This window comes from Chitinophaga sp. 05T412 (assembly GCF_056396465.1).
Window position 1 is genome coordinate 87,181 of the sequence record NZ_JBFTLN010000007.1, and the last position, 21,548, is coordinate 108,728.

The window sequence follows — 21,548 nt, forward strand, 5'->3', positions numbered from 1 at the left end:
AAAACGGTTTGCGAAACCTTTTATAATCAACTAAAATACCGCCGGAAACGAGGCCAATCGGTTCCGGCTTTTTATTTCAGCGGCATAGTATCAGGGCATGACAATCAGCGTTCTGCCCTCGAGACGAAAATGAACATTTGATTTTTCCAGTGCAATCAACAACCCATTCAGGGGAATATCCCGCGTCATTTTTCCGACAAACTCAATGTCAGGTACGCCGGACTCATATTTAACATCGATATCATACCATCTTTTTAACTGGCGCATCACCTCATCAATTTTGGCATCTTCAAAATCAAAAACACCATTTTTCCAGGCCATCACCTTTCCGATATCGCCGGCTTTAACCACCATATTTTTTACCATATCACCGCTCATGGTCAGCCTGGCCTGATCGCCGGGCTGCAATATTATTTGCTGCTTTCCTTCCGGCCGTTTCATGGTTACCGCCACTTTACCTTCCAACAGCGTGGTATTCAGCGTAGGTTCATCCGTATAGGCATTCACGTTAAAATGTGTACCCAGTACCGTTACTTCAAACCTGTTATCTGCATTCACAATAAAGGGCACTACTTTTCCGGCGGTGATCATGGGAGCCGCCTCAAAATATACCTCCCCGCTGATCTCCACGCGGCGAACATCCTTCGTAAACTGTGTGGGAAAGCGAATGGAGCTGGCTGCATTCAGCCATGCCATGGTACCATCGGGCAGCAGCATTTTAAATTGCCGCCCCTTGGTTGTCACCAGTGTATTAAACGTTTCTTCGCCGGCCGTTTTTCCGGCTGTTGTATATTCGAGTTCACCATTTTTCACAGACAATACAGCGCCACTCTGCCGGGCTACAATTCCATTCCCAACAGAATCCAGCAGGATCTTTGAACCATCTGCCAATGTAAGAATGGCTCCATCCTGCCCCGGCATAATTTGTTGTACTTCTTTTGATGCCAGTGGTGGACGCTGCACCTTATTTTTTTCCGGCCAAAAGAACCAGGTACCTGCCGCCAGTAGCAATACAGCTGCCGCATAGCGGGTCCAGGGACGGCGCAGCCAATGAATCCTGCCGACAGGCGCCGTTACTTCCGGTGCTGAAAGGTGCTCCCGGTGAAATGCTTCCAGCTCCTTTGCGGCGGCGGCTTTAAAAGCAATGTATTCTTCGTTCAGCTGAGAAAGACCGTCACCTTCCTGGAGCCAGGTGTGCCAATCCCCGTGCTGCGATTTTTGTTGCAGCCACGTGGCTAACTCCTGCCGTTCCGCCTCCGACAACTGATCCAGTTTCTCGTAAGCCGTCAGCTTTGCAGCCCGCAGTAATGCAGATAAATCATCCTCCGGTATATCGGCGTCATTCATCATGGACAATCTCTATTTACTATAAGACAACGCTCGGCTACCGGATTTGACTTCCGCAGTCACTTTTTTTTAATTTTTTTTTAAAGAGATGAATTAATCGGCCAGTAACAGACTAAGAAGCGCCATGCCGGGAGCAATTTTTTCCCGCAGCAATCTGATGGCTCTGGCTTTTTGATGGCTGACTGCCGACGGAGAGATCCCCAGTTTCAACGCAATTTCGTTGGTGGTAAGTCCTTCAATATTTAATTGGACTACTTTGGTGCATTCGGGAGGGAGTGTTAATATGGCTGCATGTAAAACACGAATGGCTTCTGCATTAAAAACATGCTGCAAAATATCTTCATACGTTTTTTCGCTCAGTTGCTTTTCGTACGCTTGCTGTGCTTTCTTTTCGTCCCGCTTTTGTTTTTTCAGGTAGTTTAGGGAACGATTACGGGTGGCGATATACAGATAGGCATCGATGCTTTTGATTTCATGCAGGGAGGTCCTGGTTTTCCATAGTTGAAGAAAAACCTCAGAAACGATGTCTTTAGCGGTCGCCTCGTCGCTTACAATCTTGTTCGACAGCAGACAAAGCGCGGGATACATCTCCATAAAAAGTTGGTCGAATGCGGCTACATCACCATCGCTTATACTCACAATCAAATCTTTCCCACTATGTAAATCACTGTTTTGCAATACTCATACAACTTTTAGCCTACAGATACCTTTCAAAGATAAAATTTACGCCAAGATAATCAAAGGATTGCGTAGTTCTATGTGCAGGAGCGTAAAAAGCGGCGGGATACCGAACTATGAATGCAGCAGTGGATGCGTCATGCTCCGCGATTTTCTTTATCTTCATCCATCCATAAATTCCAATTATGCACTTGCCCTATTATAAGCAGATAACACTATTGCTACTATTGTTATTCAAAACAGCATTGACGTTCTCCCAGACAACTACCCCTCCTAAACAGCAACATGACCTGTTTTCTCTTTCCACACCGGAAGAGGAAGGCTTTTCTTCAAAAGGACTGAGTGAGATATTTACTTATGCGAAAGATAATAAAATCAATATTCATAGCCTGTTAATTATACGGAATAAGAAGATCATACTGGATGCCTATTTTTATCCCTTCCGCGCAGATTTACGACACGACCTGGCGTCGTGTACCAAGTCAATCACTTCCCTACTGATTGGCATTGCCATCGATAAAGGATATATAAAGAGTGAAGCGCAGTTGGTGTCATCTTTCTTTCCAGAGATCAAACTAACCGGTAAAGGTTTTGAAACATTATCTGTTAAAGACCTGCTCACGATGAAGTCGGGGTTTGATTGCGGCTTCTCCAATGAAGATAGTTTGTTCAATAAATTATTTCCGTCAAACAACTGGCCTCAATTTATTTTCAATATTCCTTTTGTAACCAGTCCCGGGCAGCAATTTTCTTACTGTAGCTGTAATTATTATTTGCTGGGAGAGATTATTTATCGGGCTACTAAATTATCTCCTGAAAATTTTGCTAAAAAACACCTTTTTAATGATATAGGGATAACGTCCGTTTATTGGTCGAAGAATAGCCGTGGTATTAATTATGGCTGGGGAGATCTTGCGTTGAAACCAATTGATCTTGCCAAAATAGGCCAGCTATTACTGGATGGTGGAAAATGGAATAACAAAACTATCATTTCTGCAGACTGGATTAGAAAATCGAAGTCGATGAATACCGTATTTCCAAATGGTAACGGTTACGGCTATGGGTTTTGGATCGATAAAGATAACGGCTACAATGCGGAAGGCAGAGGGACACAGCGATTACACATCGACTCTATACACCAGGCAATTGTGGTAGTTACTGCCGGCGGACTTAAAAACGAGGAAAAGGAACGAATTGGTGAATTGATTGGCCATGCCCTCTTCCCGGATAAAAAACTGAATAGTGATCCGGCAGCTTTCAGCCGCTTCAAGAAAATAGAACGTCAGGCCGCACTGGCAGCGGACAATTCGATTGTACATACGACTAAAAAAGAGGCGTTGTTTAATCAAAAGATTATTTTCCCCACCAATAGTTTAGCGATTCAAAGCGCAGAAATTATATGGAACAAAGGAAACTTGTCGCTCCGCTTAAAGCAAACCGGTGAACCAATTATTACCTACCCTTTAGGCGTTGATGCGGCCTATAAGTTTTATCAGGATGCGGGCTCAGGGCATCTTTATGCGTTAAGAGGATACTGGAAAACTTCCGACCAATTTGAGATCGAATTTAATCAGCTGTCAAAGATTAATAAATACCTGATTGACTTTAAAACCGGCGATAAAGGAAATGAAGTATCCATAAAAGAAGATACGCATCACATCAATGAAGTATTTCCGGTGTCGATAGCGAATTAAGAGCGCATAGCCTTATTCCACCAGCCCGTTATATTTACGAATAGCGCTTATCAACACCTGTCATACAGATATTGATAAGCGCTATCAATGGTATTGTGAAAGCATTTATTTAGTGCTGCATTACTTTGTCGAGATAGATCGTGAATTTACCCGCTACCTTCACTTTTTTAGCACCACAAATGTCCGGGTTGTACATTGGCATACGGCCACTATTGTGGATACCGTCMATCACACAGGCATCGGATTGCGTATCGGGTCCATAAGCTGCGTTGTATCTAAACTGTCCTGTTAACTTCAACAGATTAGCGGTATCCTTTACTTCTGTTAGCGTCAGATAAGCTTTACTATTGCTTCCATTAATATCCGTCTCGTAGTAGAGAAAATACATTTGGCCGGAATACCCCACGTCGCTGCTTCCATTTCGTAGTGTTACAGAACCGGTAGCTGCTCCAGCTTGTTCAGCGCCTGCCTGCAACTGCAGCGTCATTAAGCCAGTGGAAGCTTCAGTTTTGAGATTGCCGTTGGCATCAGGTATCAAGCCACCCACAGCAAATCCCTCCAGAGAAGTTTTGGTGAAGTTCAGTAAGCCGACATGCACATCCTGACCACGGGCCTCGATTTTCTGGTTAGCCTCTCCTGTGATAGTAATGGATATACTATTCAAGTCGGCCGGATCGGTGTCATTCGGCTTTTCTTTGTCTGATTTACTGCAGGCGGACATTGCGCATGCCAGCAGCGGTAGATAGATTTTTCTGTAAAGCATGGGGCGCAAAATAATATTCTTACCACATTATTCAAAACAATTCCAGATCGGGGTATGCCTCTATAATTTATCAAAGTAATTCCAGGTCCAGGTGCTGGTAAGGAGAAAGAAAATGGTTATCCGGCTCCAGCTCTGTGATGAGGTAGTTGATCAGGTTAAGGTCGCACACCTTCATGCGTTGAGAAGAATTCAGTTTTTCTGCGATGCTCATAATCCCCAGTTTTTTCGCAGCGCGAATCATGCCTCTTTTCACCTGTACTACTTCCCAATCGGAGTCGGTCATACCATCCTGAACGGAGAAGCCGTTGGCGCCAAGCAAACAAAGGTCTACTTTAATATCCGCCAGTTGATTGATCACGCTTGCACCCATATGTACATGAGAGCTGGGGGAAAGCTGACCACCGATGCTGATGACGGTCAGGTTGCGGTGTTCCACCAGTTCCAGCGCCACGAGTGGGCTGATGGTGAAAAATGTTGCACGCAGGCTATCAGGGATACTTTTGGCCAGTTCAATCATAGTAGTACCTCCGCCGGTCAGCACCACCATATCATTCTTCAGGAGTTTAATCACTTTTTGTGCAATCTGTTGCTTGGCCGACTGCGCATACACGGTATTATCTGCATTAAACGGATAATGAAAAGAGCGGCCAATGGCACCGCCATGTACTTTTAACACCTTTCCTTCTTCCGCCATTTCTTTCAGGTCGCGCCGAACGGTATCTTCTGAAATGCTCAACATAGCGCTGATATCTGTTGACAATACTTTGTTATGCAGGTTGATCTGCCTCATGATAAAGGCCTGACGTTCATCTTTCAACATTGGCGGCGTGTGTTTTTAAAACTGCTCAAATTTAAAAAAAAGTAATCCAATCTGATTATGCGTGTTTTAGCATGTTTAAAATACAATAAAAACGCGTTTAAACATTTATTAATACAAAATATCGCATTTCTGCTTTATATTCATGCAATAAACCGCAAATACCTGCAATAAAGCTGCAGCATATCAGAACAGAAAGGAACTGTGCAACCCGATAAATCTAACTTGTGGACATATAAAATACTGTAATTCAATTTTTTGTCAGCATAATCACTTGTTCAACCAAAATTCAAACCTTCCCAACATGAAAGAAAGGATACTCATCACTTTCGCTTTCCTGCTGTTTTATGCCAGTTCATGGGCCCAGCATATATCCGGTACCGTGATAGATAAAAGTAGCCAGGAACCCATTATTGGCGCCACCATTATGGCCGGAAAAAATGGTGCTGTTACCGACCCGGCCGGGAAATTCACGCTGCAGGTACCAACAGGCGTTACCACTTTACACGTCACATTTGTGGGGTACAAATCGCAGACAATTCCATTAAACAACGGTAAAGAATACACGATTGTGCTGAGCGCTGATGAACACTCGCTCGAACAGCTGGTAGTAGTAGGTTACGGCACCCAGCGAAAAGCCAATCTGACCGGAGCTGTGACCACCGTGGATGTGGCCAAAACCATGCAAAGCCGGCCGATTACCGATCCATCCAAAGCATTGCAGGGAATTGTACCCGGCCTCAACATCTCCTTCGCCAATGGAGGGCTTACCCAGGCGCCGGCTATCAACATCCGCGGTATTGGTTCTGTAAACGGAAGCGGACGCCCGCTCATCCTGGTCGATAACGTGGAAACCCCTGACCTGACGATGATCAACCCCGATGATATCGAAAGCATCTCCGTCCTGAAAGATGCCGCCTCGACTTCTATCTACGGCGCACGCGCCGCCTTCGGTGTGGTCCTGATCAAAACGAAAACAGGCATCCGCAACATGCCTACCCGGGTACGTTACTCCAACAACTTCTCCTGGAGTAACCCTACCTCCCTGCCCAACTTTGCCGATCCCGTAAAAGAACTGACAGGGCTATATGACGCCGGTGTACGCGCAGGTACTACCTCGCCGGAACTATTCGGTATGCAACTACTCAAGTTGCGCGATGGCATCAAAAACTGGCAGGAGAAATACGCAAATAACCGCAAAGGCATTGAAATGGTGCCGGGAGAAGATTTTGAAATTGATCCCAATGGCGGCCCCACCTATTTCTACAGAGTATGGGATGCGAAAAATATGCTGCTTAAAAAATCTACTCCTCAGCAAATTCAGAATATCAGCGTACAAGGTGGCAGCGAAAAAATCTCCTACTATATGTCCGGCGGATACAGTAATACCGGAGGTATCCTGAAGATGAATCCCGACAACCTGAAAAAATACAACATCACCGGTAGCGTCAACGCATCCGTTACCAAATGGCTGGACATGGACGTGCGCATGATGTACCGCAACTTTGAATACGATTACCCTTACCAATACCAAAACTACTTTCAATACATGTGGCGATGGGGCGCCTATTTCCCTTATGGTACCTACCAGGGGAAATACTTCCATCACACACCAGGATACCTTGCCAATGCCAATACCAGCACCGTTACCGACGCGTATACCCGCGTAAACCTCGGCGCTACATTGAAGTTGACAAAAGACTTAAACGTTCGTGCAGAGTATACCATTGGCCGGGATAATATTACGCGTCATGAAGTAGGTGGTAAAGTAATGGCCTGGGACTTCTGGGCCTCCGGTATGCCTCTCACCAATATCGCCACCGCTTCACAGGATGTGGTAGGTTATGCAGCCGGCAACTATAAAGTAAACACCTTTAACCTGTATGCTACCTACGATAAACAACTGAGCGCCAATCATCAGCTGAAATTTATTGCCGGTGTCAATGCGGAAGATGAAGATACCCTGAACTTCAGCGCCTATCGCCGCAATCCATTAGATCCTACCAAAGCAGAAATTCCACTGGCCAGCGGCGACCAGCTGGTAAGTGGCGGCCATCTGGCCAATGCTTACGCAGGTTTTTTTGGAAGAATCAACTACAGCTACAAAAATAAATGGTTACTGGAATTGAATGGCAGATACGATGGCGCCTCCTCCTTTCCTCCCGCCGACCGCTGGTCCTTCTTCCCATCGGCCTCTGTAGGATACCGCCTCACGGAAGAAAAGTTTATGGACCCACTCAAAAAAGTATTGTCAGATATGAAAATCCGGGCATCCTATGGTACGCTGGGCAATCAGGACATGGGTGGAAAATGGTACATACCTGCCATGACGACCAACACCCAGGTCAACTGGATGAATGGCGGTAACTACGCTTCCGGTGTAAACGCGCCCCGCGCAGTAGCAGCCTCCCTTACCTGGGAAAGAGTGCGTACCCTCGATATTGGTACAGACATCAGCCTGTTTAATAATCATATAGGCGTTACCGTAGACTGGTACGAACGCACTACCGATAAAATGCTTACCAACAGAGCCGTACCGGCCACCTTTGGAACAGACGCCCCACGCGAAAATAATGGCGCCCTCCGTACCCGCGGCTACGAAATTGGAATAGACGCCAATTACAATATCACAAAAGAATGGGCGCTCTATGGCACCGTGGCTTTCTGGGACAGCAAAACAATGTTCACCGAATGGAACAACCCCTCCGAATTGTTATCGCTGAACTATAAAGGAAAGATGCTCGGGGAAATATGGGGGTTTGAAACAGACCGTTATTTTACGAAAGATGATGACCTCAGTAAACTACCTGATCAGTCGAAACTGGCAGACGGCAACTTCGCATTTGGCCCGGGTGACGTCAAATATAAAGACCTGGACGGCAACGGCGTTATCGATGGAGGAAAAGTGACCCGCAGCAATCACGGCGACCTGAAACTGCTGGGTAACTCCCTCCCCCGCTATCAGTACAGTTTCCGCCTCGGCAGCACCTATAAAGGATTTGATATCGATGTATTGTTCCAGGGCGTAGGTAAAGTAAACTACTGGGGACTGGGAGACATCACCCTGCCGCTGTACCGCGCCGGTGATATCATGTATGACCACCAACTGGACTACTGGACTCCTACCAACACCAACGCCTACTATCCACGGCCCTATCCGGGCAATGCCAATGGCAAGATCTCTGGTTTACTATCTGGTGGTAATAACTTTTATCCGCAGTCGAAATACCTGTTGAACCTCGCTTATCTGCGTTTGAAAAATATTACGCTGGGATATACCCTCCCCGCCAATATCACCAAACAAATCCATCTGCAACGGTTACGTATATACGGCAGCGCCCAAAACATTGCTACCATTTCCAATGTAGGGGTACCACTGGACCCTGAAATCACTACCGGCGAAGGAAATATCCTCGGCAGAACGTGGCCATTTCAAAAAACCTGGTCATTCGGATTACAGGTCACCCTTTAAACTAAGCACCCATGAAAAAGCATATATACTTCTCCGTTATATTAACATGTCTGATAGCTGGCACCAGCTGTAAAAAATACGTAGACAAAGGCCTGCCCGATCAGTTTGATGACAACACCTTCTGGCGGTCAGAAGATAACATCCGTTCGTACAACTGGCCTTTCTATGAAAATTTCCTGGGCTATGGTAACGGTAATAGCTTCGGCGACTTTTACTTCACTTCCTTTTCCGATGACCAGGCCAGCACCGCTTTCACAAAATTCACGCAAAACGTTCCCGCCAGTTCCAGCGCCTGGAACTTTAGCGATGTGCGCAAAGCTAACATCATGCTGGAAAGAATAGACCGGGCCCCTATTTCAGACGAAGCAAAAAATCACTGGAAAGGTGTGGCTCGCTTTTTCCGCGCACTCGTTTATTTTACGCGTGTGAAAGATTACGGAGATGTACCCTGGATGGGAAGGTCCATGGATGTCAGCGATACCGGCTATATCTATAAATCACGCGATCCCCGCACGGTAGTGATGGATAGTGTACTCGCAGATCTTGACTTCGCTACTACCAATATCCGTGTAAAAGACCTGGACAACACCATAAACCGAAATGTGGCATTGGCACTTAAATCACGTATATGCCTCTACGAAGGAACCTGGCGTAAATATCACAATACCCCGCAACTTCCCGGCGCCGCCAAATTTTTACTGGCCTCAAAAGATGCCAGCGAAAAAGTAATGGCAAGTGGAGCAGTGCTAAATGCCGATTACGTCACCACTTACAATTCGCTCGACCTCGCCGGGAACAAGGAAGTGTTGCTTTACAAAAAATATCTGCCAGGATATCTCACCCACTCGCTGATAGGATATCTCACCAGCAGTACTCCCATGGCTGGCCCCAGCAAATCAGCTATTGACGCCTTCCTATGTTCGGATGGGTTACCTATCAAACTATCTCCTCTTTACAAAGGCGATGACAACCTGACCAATATCCGCACCAACAGAGACAAACGCCTGCTACAGGGCATCGATACCGTACTGTGCTACAACGGCAACCTCGTTAATGGCCGCAGCAGCAGTACCGGCTACCGTCCGGCTAAATTCCTGCAACCCGCTGTAGCTAACGTGCTGGCGCCTTACAACGATACAGATGCACCTGTATTCTGGCTGGCAGAAATATTACTGAACTACGCCGAAGCCGCCGCTGAACTGGATGATCTTGCTCAATACAGTTTCTCACAAGCTGATCTCGACAAATCCATCAACCTGCTCCGCGTTCGCGCTACCCTTCCCGCGCTTCAATATAAAGGAGCACAACAGGTGGCAGTGAACGGTACCGCCTATACGGACCCTGCCAAAGATGCCACCGTACCCTCTCTCATCTGGGAAATCAGAAGAGAAAGAAGAACGGAATTATTATTCGATGGCTTCCGATTCCAGGACCTGATGCGTTGGGCCAAAGGTAGCTACATGAATACCAGCAATAAAGATATCTGGCGCGGGGCTAAAGTTCCCGACAACGGGAAAGTGCTCCGGGATGCAGATGGCTATATTACACCATATACCGCTGCTACTGCACAACGTAGCTTCATCGATCCTAAAAATTATTTCCAGCCGATACCCAGCGGACAAATAGCTTTGTATCCATCCGGTAATTTATCACAGAACCCGGGATGGCAATAGTATATCTTACAAATAGAACAGCGGTTTCAGACATTCGTCCGAAACCGCTGTTCTATTTGTAAGTCCAGATACCCTGGATAATAGCAGCTTTTATGTCAGGCAAACTATTGAAAAAACGATCCACAAATAGGTCATACACTCAAAAATTCAACATCAATTTTATTTAGAATAGCATCATCCATTTTTTCGTCAAACTTCCGGGCAAATAAGCCTTTGCTTTCTTTTAATAAGTCGAAATCATGAATATTGAGAATACTTCTATTATTATCCGGCAGATCCCAGAATGTAAACTTCAGATTGTCGTTAACAATATGATGTGATACAGCATCACCCGCATTAAATATCAATGTTTGAAAAAAGCTTTCGTCAGGTATATTCACTTTTGAAAAATAACGCCCAAAAACAGGATATTTATCACAAAGCAGGAGCACCTCTCTTACAACGTCCATAGGCATAGACCACCATTGTGAGCCGCCATAAATAGTCATGAATGCATTAACCTTTTCAAAGTTAGGAAAGCGAAAAACGCCACCCATTGACCAGTTCTCATACGGAATTGTAAAATAGTTCATGAATATCGCAGCCGGCTTTGCAGCAAAAAAATCATCGATGTATTGCCGGCTTTTGATGGGGTAATCCTGTCCGCTCAATAACACCACTCTATCGGCTTCCTTTACATTAGATTGGATAAATATAAGACTGTTTATTGTTGCCTGCACAATACTGAAGGTTCCCCACAAGCAGGAAACCCTGTCTTCTACAAATAATATCCTGGCACTATTACCTGCTGTAGTGCAGATGAATTCATCGATATCAGCACTGTCATCAATGTGTATAATAAAGGAAGTTCCCGGTCCTTTCAGGCTGTTTATCAAACGATTCACCTGGGTAGCATTTTTATGTGCCAGTATGAGGTAAGCGATATTCATACAATTATTCCGTTGGTCTTCTGACTAATTATTCAGTACATATTTCAGGTTATCGAATAGTCGTTCTATGAGTCTTCTATCCCTGGTAATGATTTCTGCCGTGCCTTTTGATTCATGTTTAAACGCCACTGGCTTCCCGTAATTCGTAATCAGTCCCCGGGGAAATTTGACGGTTACCAAATAGGTTTCTATATTATTACCCTGTGCACTTTTCTCGGTATTGGTGGTTAGCGAAATGCTGTTGATGGCCCCTGATATGGAGCCATACTCGTTGTAGGGAAAATTGTCCAGCTTAATGATTACTTCCTGACCAACTTTTACTTTACCAGCGCCCATGGCAGGCAAAATAACCTGTCCATATGGCTCACTATCATCCGGTACAATGGTAAAAACAGGTTCTCCGGACTGCACATACTGATTGTTAGTCCAAAATCGAAGAAACTGAACACGCCCCTTAAACGGCGCTTTAAAAAGGTAGCGTTGTTCCCAGAGCACAATATTATCCACTAAGTCATTATAAGCAGCCAGCAGTGCAATGTTGAGTTCCTGTTGTTTCTCACTTTTCTGAACATTTATTTCCGCAATCTTGCTGAGCGTTTGCTGCGCCTGTTTTTCAGCGTCAATCTGATTGCTTCTGGCATTGGAAAAACCAGCCCTGCTATTCAGGTAGTCCATTTTGGCACGATCGAGTTCCGCTTCTGCAGCAACTTTGTCCAGATACAATATTGAATCTCTTCTAAAAAATTTCTCGGAATATTCCATGTTACTTTTATTAATGGATATCCTTTCGAAGCTGTTATGGACCTCATTTATCTCATGCTGGTGCAGATTTTCCAGGCTATTGATCTGTTTCTCATATAACCGGTCATTTTTAAAATTCTTTATCTGATGCAGGGCACTAAGGAATACATAGTATCTGGATGTAAGTTCCCCTAAAGCTACTTTAGGCGGCAATTTTGCCAATACTTCTGTATTGGAAGAGCTATTGGGATCATATTCATGAATAATTGCCTTTATCATCAGCAGCGTATCAAAAGAGGCAGCACTTTCGATATATGCAATAACATCACCACTATTCACCTGAGACTGAGACATCCGGTTATTTAACTGCATCTTTCCGGCATTATTCGCAATTAGTTTGATGGGAGATACTGCGGTATTAAGCGTAACCTGCCCCAGTATCACATCAGGGTACCGGATAATCCACCCAAAAACGAGGAGTAACAGGAAAATTACCACTACAATAGCGCTTATCCAGAGACCAAACTTCGTGGGCATCCGTTCAATAATATCCCTGATTTCCTCGGTTCGCTCAGCGCTGTGATATTTTGCCTGATCCGCATAGGAAGAATTGGTAACGTCAGGTGGATTTGTGTTCATTGGCTATTCAGTTACCGGGGTGATGGGTACAGTGGACATTTCAGCGCTGAGAGACCTGGAGTCTCCCGACTCGGCGATGGTTTCTGCCCGTAGCAGCTCCGCATCACCCAGATTCATCTGTGAATTTACCAATTGATAGTATCGTTGCCTTCTTTTCATCAGACTTTCATGGTCGCCCACCTCCACTACCTGCCCATTCTGTATTACTACTATCTGATCGGCCTTACGCACGGTACTCAATCTGTGCGCCACTACTATCACTGTTTTATCTTTAAATACATTATCCAGCGCTGCCACAATCTTCTGTTCATTTATCGTATCCAGGGAATTGGTGGCCTCATCGAAAAACAGATAATCAGGGTCTTTATACAGCGCCCGGGCGATTAATATCCGCTGCCGTTGTCCTCCGCTAAGTCCTCTTCCCTGCTCTCCCATCATTGTTTGATAACCCAACGGTAGTTTCTCAATCTCTGCTGCTATATTAGCGGTATCCAACACCTTCTTCAATTTCACATAGTCTATTCTATCATCATCTAACACGATGTTATTCAAAATCGTGTCATTAAAAATTTTTCCATCCTGCAAAACAGCGCCACATCTGTCGCGCCACTGTTTCAGATTGATATTGTTAATATTCATATTCCCTATTAGTATTTCACCAAAGGAAGGTTTATAAAGGCGTAAAATCAGCTTCAGTAGCGTTGATTTACCGCTGCCGCTATCGCCAACAATAGCAGTTACCTTCTTTTCCGGAATAACGAGATGAATTCCCTTTAGGGCCAACGGGGCATTTTGTGTATACTGGTAGGAAACATTCTGTATAAAAAGACTTTTATTTTCAGGTAATTCAATAGGGTTCGATCCTACCTCTTCATGTTCGTCTTTCAGCTGATGTATTTCATTCAGTCGTAGAAAACTGATCTTCGCAAACTGAAAAGAAACGATGAACTGAATAAACTGCACCAGTGGCCCATTCAACATGCCAATAATAAACTGCGTGGAAATCATTACACCAAATGTCATTTCACCTTTGATAACAGCTTTTGCACAGAAAATAGTTATTCCCAGGTTTTTGATATTGTCAATAAACTGAGCCCCCAGATTCTGTACATTACTAATACTCAACGATCTCACATTAACCCGGTAGATCCTTGCCTGCAGTCCTTCCCATTTCCATCGTTTATGTTTCTCATAGTTATTGATCTTGATGTCCTGCATACTTTCGATCGTCTCCACCCAGTAGCTTTGATTTTTAGATACCAAATCAAAATACTCCCAATCCAGTTTTTTTCTAAGTCGCAAAAATGCAAGCAGCCACGCAACATATAAGACGCTTCCGATGAGGAAAATATAGAATATAGTGGTATCGTATACAAACAAGATGGCACCAAAAACAAGAAAAGTCAGCAATGAAAAAACCATGTTAATGGAGTTATTCATAATAAAACTCCGGATACGCTCATGGTCATTGGCGCGTTGCAGAATATCGCCTGTTAACTTGGTTTCAAAGAATGTGATGGGGAGCAGCATCAGTTTGATCAGATAATCTGATATAAGTGCTATGTTGATTCGTGAAGTGATATGCAGCAGTATCCAATCCCTCACCACGTTACTGAGCAATATGCTCGCATAAATTGCAATATTGGCAATTAGCATGAGGTTGATAAAATTCAGGTCATGCGTTTGTATACCAACATCAATAATGGACTTGGCAACAAAGGGCAATATGCCTTGTAGCCCGGTAACCAGCAACATTACCACAAAAAGATTTACAAAACTCTTTTTATAGGGTCTGAAATAGCCGATAAAATTTTCAAAGTTTTTCTTCCGTTCAATACGTTCACCATCCATTCGTTGATAAAACTCTGCCTGCGGCTCTATGGCCATTAATATTCCCCTGTTACTCTCTTCGTGCTTTATCCACCGTTCCATGAACACCGACTTCCTGTACCGTATCAACCCTTTTGCAGGATCAGATACATATACATCTCCGTTTTTCGGATTTGTTTTATATACAACTATAAAATGACTGTTATCCCAGTGTACGATCGCCGGCAGCGGAACTTTTATGATCAGATCCTCTATAGTTCCCTTCAGGGAAATAGTCCGCATTCCTATACTTTCAGCTCCATGGCTAAGGTCCAGGAACGACACTCCCTCCCGCGTAATTCCACATCTGTCTCGCAGATATTGTAGGCTATAATATTTTCCATAATGTTTGGCTATCATCTTCAGACAGGCAGGACCGCAATCCATTATATCGAGTTGTCGGTCACACGGGAACGTTTTTAACATAGGGGCTTTCTCATTTTCACCTTCTGTAATTTAAAGTAAAAAAGGATTCCAAACAACTGATTCAAAACTAAATTATAAAGATCATTCATCTCCTTAAACTCAAACTTCATCTATATCTTATCTAGTTAGAAATACTTCCTGAATTATTCAATTTAAAACTTATTTTACTGTAGAAACATTCCTGTTTTATTTTTTCCGTTTACCAGTTTCCATAATAACACTACAATTTCAGTGAACCAAATATACCCTTAAAAGTGAGTAGCAATGAGCATTGACCGGGTTGACCAATTCCTGACTTTAACCAGTATCAGCTAATAAAATTCTCTTTTTTATGCACTATTATATTTATAACGCATCATTTCCGCTCAATGGATAATGCGCTAAATATGCTGACCTTATTTTCCAATTTTCATTGACCCTCCTGCACATGATGATTTTTTCCAAGGAAATATTCATTAATCAATAAGCACCCAAAAAATCCACACTATGCAGAAACAACCCCTCTCAACGGGAGAGAAAAAAACCGTTACCAGTAATAAAGCAAAATTGGCATTCGACCTGCTCGAGAAAGAAATGGAAGCACTTAGCTCAGTAGAGTCAAATGCATTCAAAGGCGGATATGTGTCTGGCTGGAGCGACTGCGTGATCGAAGCAATTTCTTTTGCTACCGGCAGGCCTTACGACGAAGTGTATAGTGCCTATGGCGCCTTTATGTCGTCGTCAACAGGTACACATAATTCCGGATACTGGCAATATGACCTGGTGACCAACGGTGTAACTTTCGACAATGCCGCCGCCTTTGCCCAGTACATGGGGCTAACTAATGTTGGCGACACCCCTCATGGCGCATCCGGTTACTCCGTATCAGGCGACCAATCCGTGGCATTCCTGAACAATGGCGGAGGCAACGGACACGCTATTGTTCTTACCGGCAATGCGAGCTCCGGCCAATACTATTACTATGATCCTCAATCTGGTGTAACAGGCACCATCAGCAAAACGGACCCAAGGATTATAGGAACATATGGATACTAGACCAGGATAACTCTTCAGAATAATCAAGCAAAGTATATCCAACAGATTTTAACTTTGCTTGATTATATTTAAGGCGTTGAAAACTGGTACAATTACACTCCTGATGAAAATTAAAGTACTTCTCACCACCATATGTCTGTTATGCTTCACTTTCTGCAAAGCACAGCTATCAGCACAATATTATGACCTGGATTTCAAGGCATTTAACGATTGCAATTGGGACTGGCTCAATTTTAAGCGGAATTGCAGCATCGGGTACGATAACGCTTCCAAAGTCCGCTCACTTCAGATAGCATATGAACGAAGGGCCGGAATGCCCACCGACAACATGGAGTTCACACTCAACAAACATGTTATTCTTCCACCAGGAAACTATAAGACACTGGAAGTATCTCTCCTGGCAAGGAATACCTCCGATAGCGCGCTCTCACTCACGATTGTTGGGATAGACAGGCATGAGAAAATAATCTTAAAAAAAAGTAGTCATCTTTACAATAGTTCGCAGGAGAAAGACATAACCGTTACCTGCCCCGCTGAAAACTTAAAAGCATTCAATGTATACATACGGTTCAAAGGGAACACCAAGGCTGATCAGAAAATTAGTCTGAAAAAACTGAATGTCCGGATGGATGGCAAAAACATGCAGCAGACAGAATGCAAGCAGCAGGCCAGCCTGGCCGCTGATAAAATAATACCGCTCGAATCAACAGACAGCATCAATATGCTGAAGAGCGTCCCCTCACTTGAAAACAAAAAGATAATAGCGCTGGGAGAATGTACCCATGGTAGCGAAACGATAGCAAATGCAAGAATCCTCTTTTTAAAAAATCTGATCACCAGCCATCAATGCAAACTGGTATTGCTGGAAATACACTTCGACGTTCCAATGCTATATGATCTTTACGTGCAGGGCCTTACCAATGACACTACTGAAGCCATCATTGCGGAATATCTTAAAATAGGGATGGATGTTCATCCGATGATGTCGTTTTTGAAATGGCTAAAAAAATATAACTCCGCCACGAATCAGAAAGTGCATATCATAGGCATCGACAACTCCAGCTCAGGCAACATGCCAATACCATTGATGGATTATATACTGGCATTACTGGGCCAGGAGAAAGGAGCTATGTATCTGCAGAAATTCTATAGTAATCAGATCGAAGATGCAGCAGCAATTGCCCGAAAAGATGCAGGCATCAGGAGTACCCTGGGGGAAAAAAATTACGCCTATTTCCTACACGCCCTGGGAGACAAATTCAGCAAAGATGAAAAAGAACGTTTTTCGGAGCGGGACCAGAACATGGCTTTACGGGTCGCTTATCTCGATAGCCTTTTCACCTCTCCCAACGAAAAAATAGCCATACTCGCACACTCGAGTCATATTCAGAAAATCGACCTGGTTGATGAGCAATATCAATCTACCTTGGGCAACCTGCTTGCTGAAAGGTACGGCGCACGCTATCATGCACTTAACTTCACGTTTGGTTCGGGCACCTTCTGTCAGGACAGCTGCATGGCGGCAGTCAAAATAATAGATGATTCATTGCAAACCATTCCAGTTAACAGTTTTGAGTACGCCGCTTTAAAAACAAACTACCCCTTCTTTTATTACCCCACAAGGTATATCGACAGTACAGTTATTTCTGCTGCAAACATCTCCCGGGTCGGACAGCACAAAAATGCTTTCAAATTCACCAGTTTGTCTGACCGTTTTGATGCCTGCATATATACCGGCAACAGCCGGGCATTCACCAACATTAACAAGGATTGGTTCCGCTTTATGCTAAACTTCTTTTATGAAAAAAGAACGAAGTATGCCCAGCTTATCAACAGCAGTAAAAGCCTCCCAAATTAAAATCCTATTCCACAACTACAGATAGCGACACTATGATGAACATTTATATAGTAGATTATTATACCGTCATCAAACGCAATGGTCTTAACACCTACGTTACGCAGCTACAGGAACAGCTGTCAAAACAGCCGGGCATCAATTTAAATTTTGTGTGGACAGATAGTACCGTGTCTAAAACAATCGAAAAAAAGATGGTAGCTGGAGTTACCCACTATTATCTTCCCGGACATATTGCAGCGTGGAATGATCCGAACAGATTTGATCAGAAGGCTGCCGACTACCTTGCGCAGGAAACTGCCGGAAAGGAAAATATTATATTTCATTTCAACTGGGTCAACCATTGCCCTTTTGGACATCTGCTAAAACAAAAAATAAACTGCATAACATTGCTGACGAAGCATTGTATTCCCTGGAGGGATATGATAAGCAACAGATACCCCACCTTCCTGCGGCTAAATACCCTGATGAAGGGCAAAGGCTCCCCGTTAAGTATTATATCTCCGGTATTGATGAGGGAAAAATGGTTTTACGAGTCAATGGATCACATCATTGCTGTTACAGCATCAGGTAAACAATCATTGACTAAAATACTACGTTATCCCGCTAATAAAGTTTCTGTCATTTATAATGGCATCTCCATTCCTGATCTGCAAAAGATGCAGCAAAAAAAAGCCATATTGCGGGCCAGGTACAATATCCCCGCCAACGAAAAGGTTATTCTCTTTGCGGGGGCGGTCACGGACAAAAAGGGCGCCTTTGATCTGGCGAGAACATTTGATCAACTCGTGAGCCGTTATCCTGGCAAAAGCTGGCGATTAATATTTGCTGGTGCCGGCGACCATAGTAAACTACTGGAAGCCATCAAGACCAGTTGGTCAAAAATTACCCTAACCGGAAATTTATCCAGGAAGCAGTTGTATGAATTTTATGGAATGTCCGACATAGGCATTGTTCCCTCCTATATTGAGCAGTGCAGTTATACTGCCATTGAAATGATGAGTGCAGGGCTTCCCGTTATCGTAGCTAACGTAGATGGGCTCAAAGAAATGGTTCCTGATGGCTGCGGACTGAAGGTAAAGCTGAACCTCGCGGACACATCCGCTGGTATTGACGCAAAAGATCTGTCCAGAAAAATACTATACCTGATTGAAAACGAAGATATCGCCAGCAACTATGGCCAACAGGCAAAAGTTTATGCAAAAAATCAGTTTTCTGTAAAGAGAATGATTGGACAAACTATCGCTACTTACGAAAAGCTGATCCACGACAAAGCTTCTGAGAATATCCGGAAGGTTAAAATATTAATGCCGCCACCATTGGTGAGTGTAATCCTGCCAATATACAACGGCGCCGCTTATATCGGGGAATGCCTCGACAGCATACTGCACCAAACCTGGAAAAACTTTGAAATCATCATTGTTGACGACGGCTCCACAGACAATTCTGCTTCCATTATTGAAAAATATGATGATCCGCGAATCCGGTATACCAGAAATAGCCAAAATAAAGGTATCGTCTATAGCCTGAACAAGGGACTGTCTCAGGCCCAGGGTAAATACATTGCAAGAATTGATAGTGACGATAAGATGCATTCCAGCCGCCTGGAGAAACAGGTACAATATCTTGAGGCACATCCGGACATTTCACTGGTAGGGTCCTGGCATTATCTCATAGACTCAAATGGGAAAACTATCGGATTGAAAGAATATCCGGCTGAAGACCCGGAAATAAAAGCACTGCTCCCCTTTATGAATCCATTTTCACATCCTACCACCATGATGCGGCGCGTCATACTAAATTCCTACCAATACTCAGATGAATATAAATATTGCGAAGACTATGAGCTATGGATAAGAATAAACGAAAGTCATAAAACCGCTAATATTCCCGATTGCCTCACTTTCTACCGCATCTCTTCCAATAACATCCGGGAGGAATATCTTAAAACACAGAAACAAAATACGATCGAACTATTGTCCGGCACTTTTGATCAATGGGGTATCGATCACACGGTGGAAGAACTAGCGCTCCATGCGGCCATAGGAACGTCTAATGCCAGACTGTATTTTATTCCACAGGAGCGGTCCGATGCCCTGAAGACCTGGGTAACCAAAATACTGGAGCGGCGGCAAGAACAACATGACTTTCCGCAAAACATCATAAAGGCAATCGGCGATTTTCTGATATATGATTATTGTGCCGTTGCTCCTGATTTAAAAAAAAGGAAGCGACTGAGTGTTGTTTAATACTATTAACAAATTTTTCGGAGGATGTACGATTACATATAGCAAATATTGCGTAACATACGTTTATCGATCCAAAACGTTATTCATATCCGTAGCTTTACTGATCCGATCTTTAATTCCTAAACCATGCAGGGCAAGAAAAAAGGGAGAATTCGTATAGCCAGCAATGTTTGGTTTAATCCGATGGCGATGCCTCTCTGACCAACCTTATCCTACTGCCCTCACATGGTAATATTTTATTATTACCTTCGCAGCTTATGTTAGCATCACCATATTCTATCGATATCATCATACCTACATTTCGTCCTGATGAGCGTATTTTACTGCCGCTGATCCGGTTATCCAAACCGGAAGGCTGGCAGTTTAATTACTATATCATTGTAGATAATCCACAGGGCCGGCCCGGCGAGGCCCTGAAACAGCTGGCAGAACAGGGCCTCATTCACCTGATCATCAACGAGAAAAACCTTGGCCCCGGCGAAACCCGCAACAAGGGCATCGACCAGGGTACCGGAGAATGGATCTTATGTCTGGATGATGATGTAACAGCGGACGAGGACTTGCTGCTGCAATATGTAAAGGGCATCGAACAGCATCCCGATGCCATTGGCTTTATCGGGTTGATCGATTTTCCCCCGCCATTCAATGCGTTCACGGAAGCGCTGGACGCAGCTGGCCTCACCACCGTTTCTACCATTGCCCGCAAAAAAGACAGGTTTCCCTGGGGCGGTACTGCCAATATTATGTATAGGCGCTCCGCAATGCAAGGGCTCCGCTTTGATGCCGAATTATCAAAATTCGGTGCTGGCGAAGACAAAGCCCTGGGCGCCCAGATGAGCATCCAGAACAACTCCAGTTTCGTTTGCCTGAAAGACGCCCGTATATTGCATCCCTGGTTTAATGACGGACAGCCCAATTACAGACGTTTTGCCCGCTACGGCGGCGTACTGGTGTTGCTGGCCCCCAGATTTAAGAAATACTGCTGGTATGCCTTTCCCAATCCCGTTGAGTCAATCGTGTTATTTCTTCTCGCTGCACCATTGTTGCTCCTATTCCTTACCTGGCAAAAATGGCTGCTTTTGCTGCTCGCCGTTCCATTCATAGAACTGCTGATCAACTACGGAAAAGCCAGGGCCGCAGGTTATAATAGTATCAAAGTAGCCTGGTATATGACCTTGTTGAAAGGATGCAGCGACTGGAGCATCCTGAAAACCGCTGCCCAAAAGGGACGTATCGCGTCCTTTATGCAACGGATCAACTCCGATTTTGCACCGCCGCACCATTTCCGGACCAATCGGTGGCGGATCATTAAACTGATCCTGTTTATAATCGTTTTTACATTATTAATTATATACTAAAAA

General features: G+C 44.2%; 14 protein-coding genes. 7 read left to right on the plus strand and 7 right to left on the minus strand.

Annotated elements, in window-relative coordinates; all coding sequences use genetic code 11:
• Positions 1-90 precede the first annotated feature (90 nt).
• A complete protein-coding gene (locus tag AC1DFM_RS16840; protein WP_477077900.1) occupies positions 91-1,350 on the minus strand; it encodes a FecR family protein in 1,260 nt (419 codons plus the stop codon).
• 90 nt (positions 1,351-1,440) lie between these two features.
• The gene (locus tag AC1DFM_RS16845; RefSeq protein WP_477077901.1) at positions 1,441-1,986 is read right to left on the minus strand and encodes an RNA polymerase sigma-70 factor; all 546 of its coding nucleotides are present in this window, start codon (positions 1,984-1,986) and stop codon (positions 1,441-1,443) included.
• Between the two features lie 224 nt (positions 1,987-2,210).
• Between AC1DFM_RS16845 and AC1DFM_RS16850 the strand changes: the two genes are divergently transcribed.
• Positions 2,211-3,719 carry a serine hydrolase domain-containing protein gene (locus AC1DFM_RS16850; protein ID WP_477077902.1) on the plus strand — a complete coding sequence of 503 codons (1,509 nt, stop codon included), beginning with the start codon at positions 2,211-2,213 and terminating at the stop codon, positions 3,717-3,719.
• 109 nt (positions 3,720-3,828) lie between these two features.
• Here the strand turns inward: AC1DFM_RS16850 and AC1DFM_RS16855 are convergent, their stop codons facing one another.
• On the minus strand, positions 3,829-4,482 hold the full coding sequence (locus AC1DFM_RS16855; RefSeq protein WP_477077903.1) for a hypothetical protein: 654 nt from the start codon (positions 4,480-4,482) through the stop codon (positions 3,829-3,831).
• A 70-nt stretch (positions 4,483-4,552) separates the two neighbouring features.
• Positions 4,553-5,302 carry a DeoR/GlpR family DNA-binding transcription regulator gene (locus tag AC1DFM_RS16860; RefSeq protein ID WP_477077904.1) on the minus strand — a complete coding sequence of 250 codons (750 nt, stop codon included), beginning with the start codon at positions 5,300-5,302 and terminating at the stop codon, positions 4,553-4,555.
• Positions 5,303-5,603: 301 nt separating this feature from the next.
• Here AC1DFM_RS16860 and AC1DFM_RS16865 point away from each other — a divergent pair, with 301 nt between their 5' ends.
• Together AC1DFM_RS16865 and AC1DFM_RS16870 are read left to right on the plus strand one after the other, a co-directional pair.
• On the plus strand, positions 5,604-8,771 hold the full coding sequence (locus AC1DFM_RS16865; protein ID WP_477077905.1) for a SusC/RagA family TonB-linked outer membrane protein: 3,168 nt from the start codon (positions 5,604-5,606) through the stop codon (positions 8,769-8,771).
• 11 nt (positions 8,772-8,782) lie between these two features.
• Positions 8,783-10,444, plus strand: coding sequence for a RagB/SusD family nutrient uptake outer membrane protein (locus tag AC1DFM_RS16870; RefSeq protein ID WP_477077906.1), 1,662 nt, complete (start codon positions 8,783-8,785; stop codon positions 10,442-10,444).
• A 131-nt stretch (positions 10,445-10,575) separates the two neighbouring features.
• Here the strand turns inward: AC1DFM_RS16870 and AC1DFM_RS16875 are convergent, their stop codons facing one another.
• Genes AC1DFM_RS16875 through AC1DFM_RS16885 form a run of 3 tightly spaced genes read right to left on the minus strand, consistent with a single transcriptional unit; the run spans position 10,576 to position 15,048 of the window.
• Positions 10,576-11,373 (minus strand): beta-1,6-N-acetylglucosaminyltransferase, encoded by a 798-nt coding sequence (locus tag AC1DFM_RS16875; RefSeq protein WP_477077907.1) that lies wholly within the window; start codon positions 11,371-11,373, stop codon positions 10,576-10,578.
• A 24-nt stretch (positions 11,374-11,397) separates the two neighbouring features.
• A complete protein-coding gene (locus tag AC1DFM_RS16880; RefSeq protein ID WP_477077908.1) occupies positions 11,398-12,753 on the minus strand; it encodes an HlyD family secretion protein in 1,356 nt (451 codons plus the stop codon).
• Between the two features lie 3 nt (positions 12,754-12,756).
• Positions 12,757-15,048: a peptidase domain-containing ABC transporter gene (locus AC1DFM_RS16885; protein ID WP_477077909.1), complete on the minus strand. Its 2,292-nt coding sequence runs from the start codon at positions 15,046-15,048 to the stop codon at positions 12,757-12,759.
• 486 nt (positions 15,049-15,534) lie between these two features.
• Here AC1DFM_RS16885 and AC1DFM_RS16890 point away from each other — a divergent pair, with 486 nt between their 5' ends.
• The 4 genes from AC1DFM_RS16890 (at position 15,535) to AC1DFM_RS16905 (ending at position 21,545) form a co-directional block, all read left to right on the plus strand.
• Positions 15,535-16,083 (plus strand): hypothetical protein, encoded by a 549-nt coding sequence (locus AC1DFM_RS16890; RefSeq protein ID WP_477077910.1) that lies wholly within the window; start codon positions 15,535-15,537, stop codon positions 16,081-16,083.
• Between the two features lie 103 nt (positions 16,084-16,186).
• Complete coding sequence (locus AC1DFM_RS16895) at positions 16,187-17,941, plus strand: erythromycin esterase family protein (protein WP_477077911.1); 1,755 nt, start codon at positions 16,187-16,189, stop codon at positions 17,939-17,941.
• 32 nt (positions 17,942-17,973) lie between these two features.
• Positions 17,974-20,187, plus strand: coding sequence for a rhamnosyltransferase WsaF family glycosyltransferase (locus AC1DFM_RS16900; protein ID WP_477077912.1), 2,214 nt, complete (start codon positions 17,974-17,976; stop codon positions 20,185-20,187).
• 257 nt (positions 20,188-20,444) lie between these two features.
• Positions 20,445-21,545: a glycosyltransferase family 2 protein gene (locus AC1DFM_RS16905; RefSeq protein WP_477077913.1), complete on the plus strand. Its 1,101-nt coding sequence runs from the start codon at positions 20,445-20,447 to the stop codon at positions 21,543-21,545.
• Positions 21,546-21,548 lie beyond the last annotated feature (3 nt).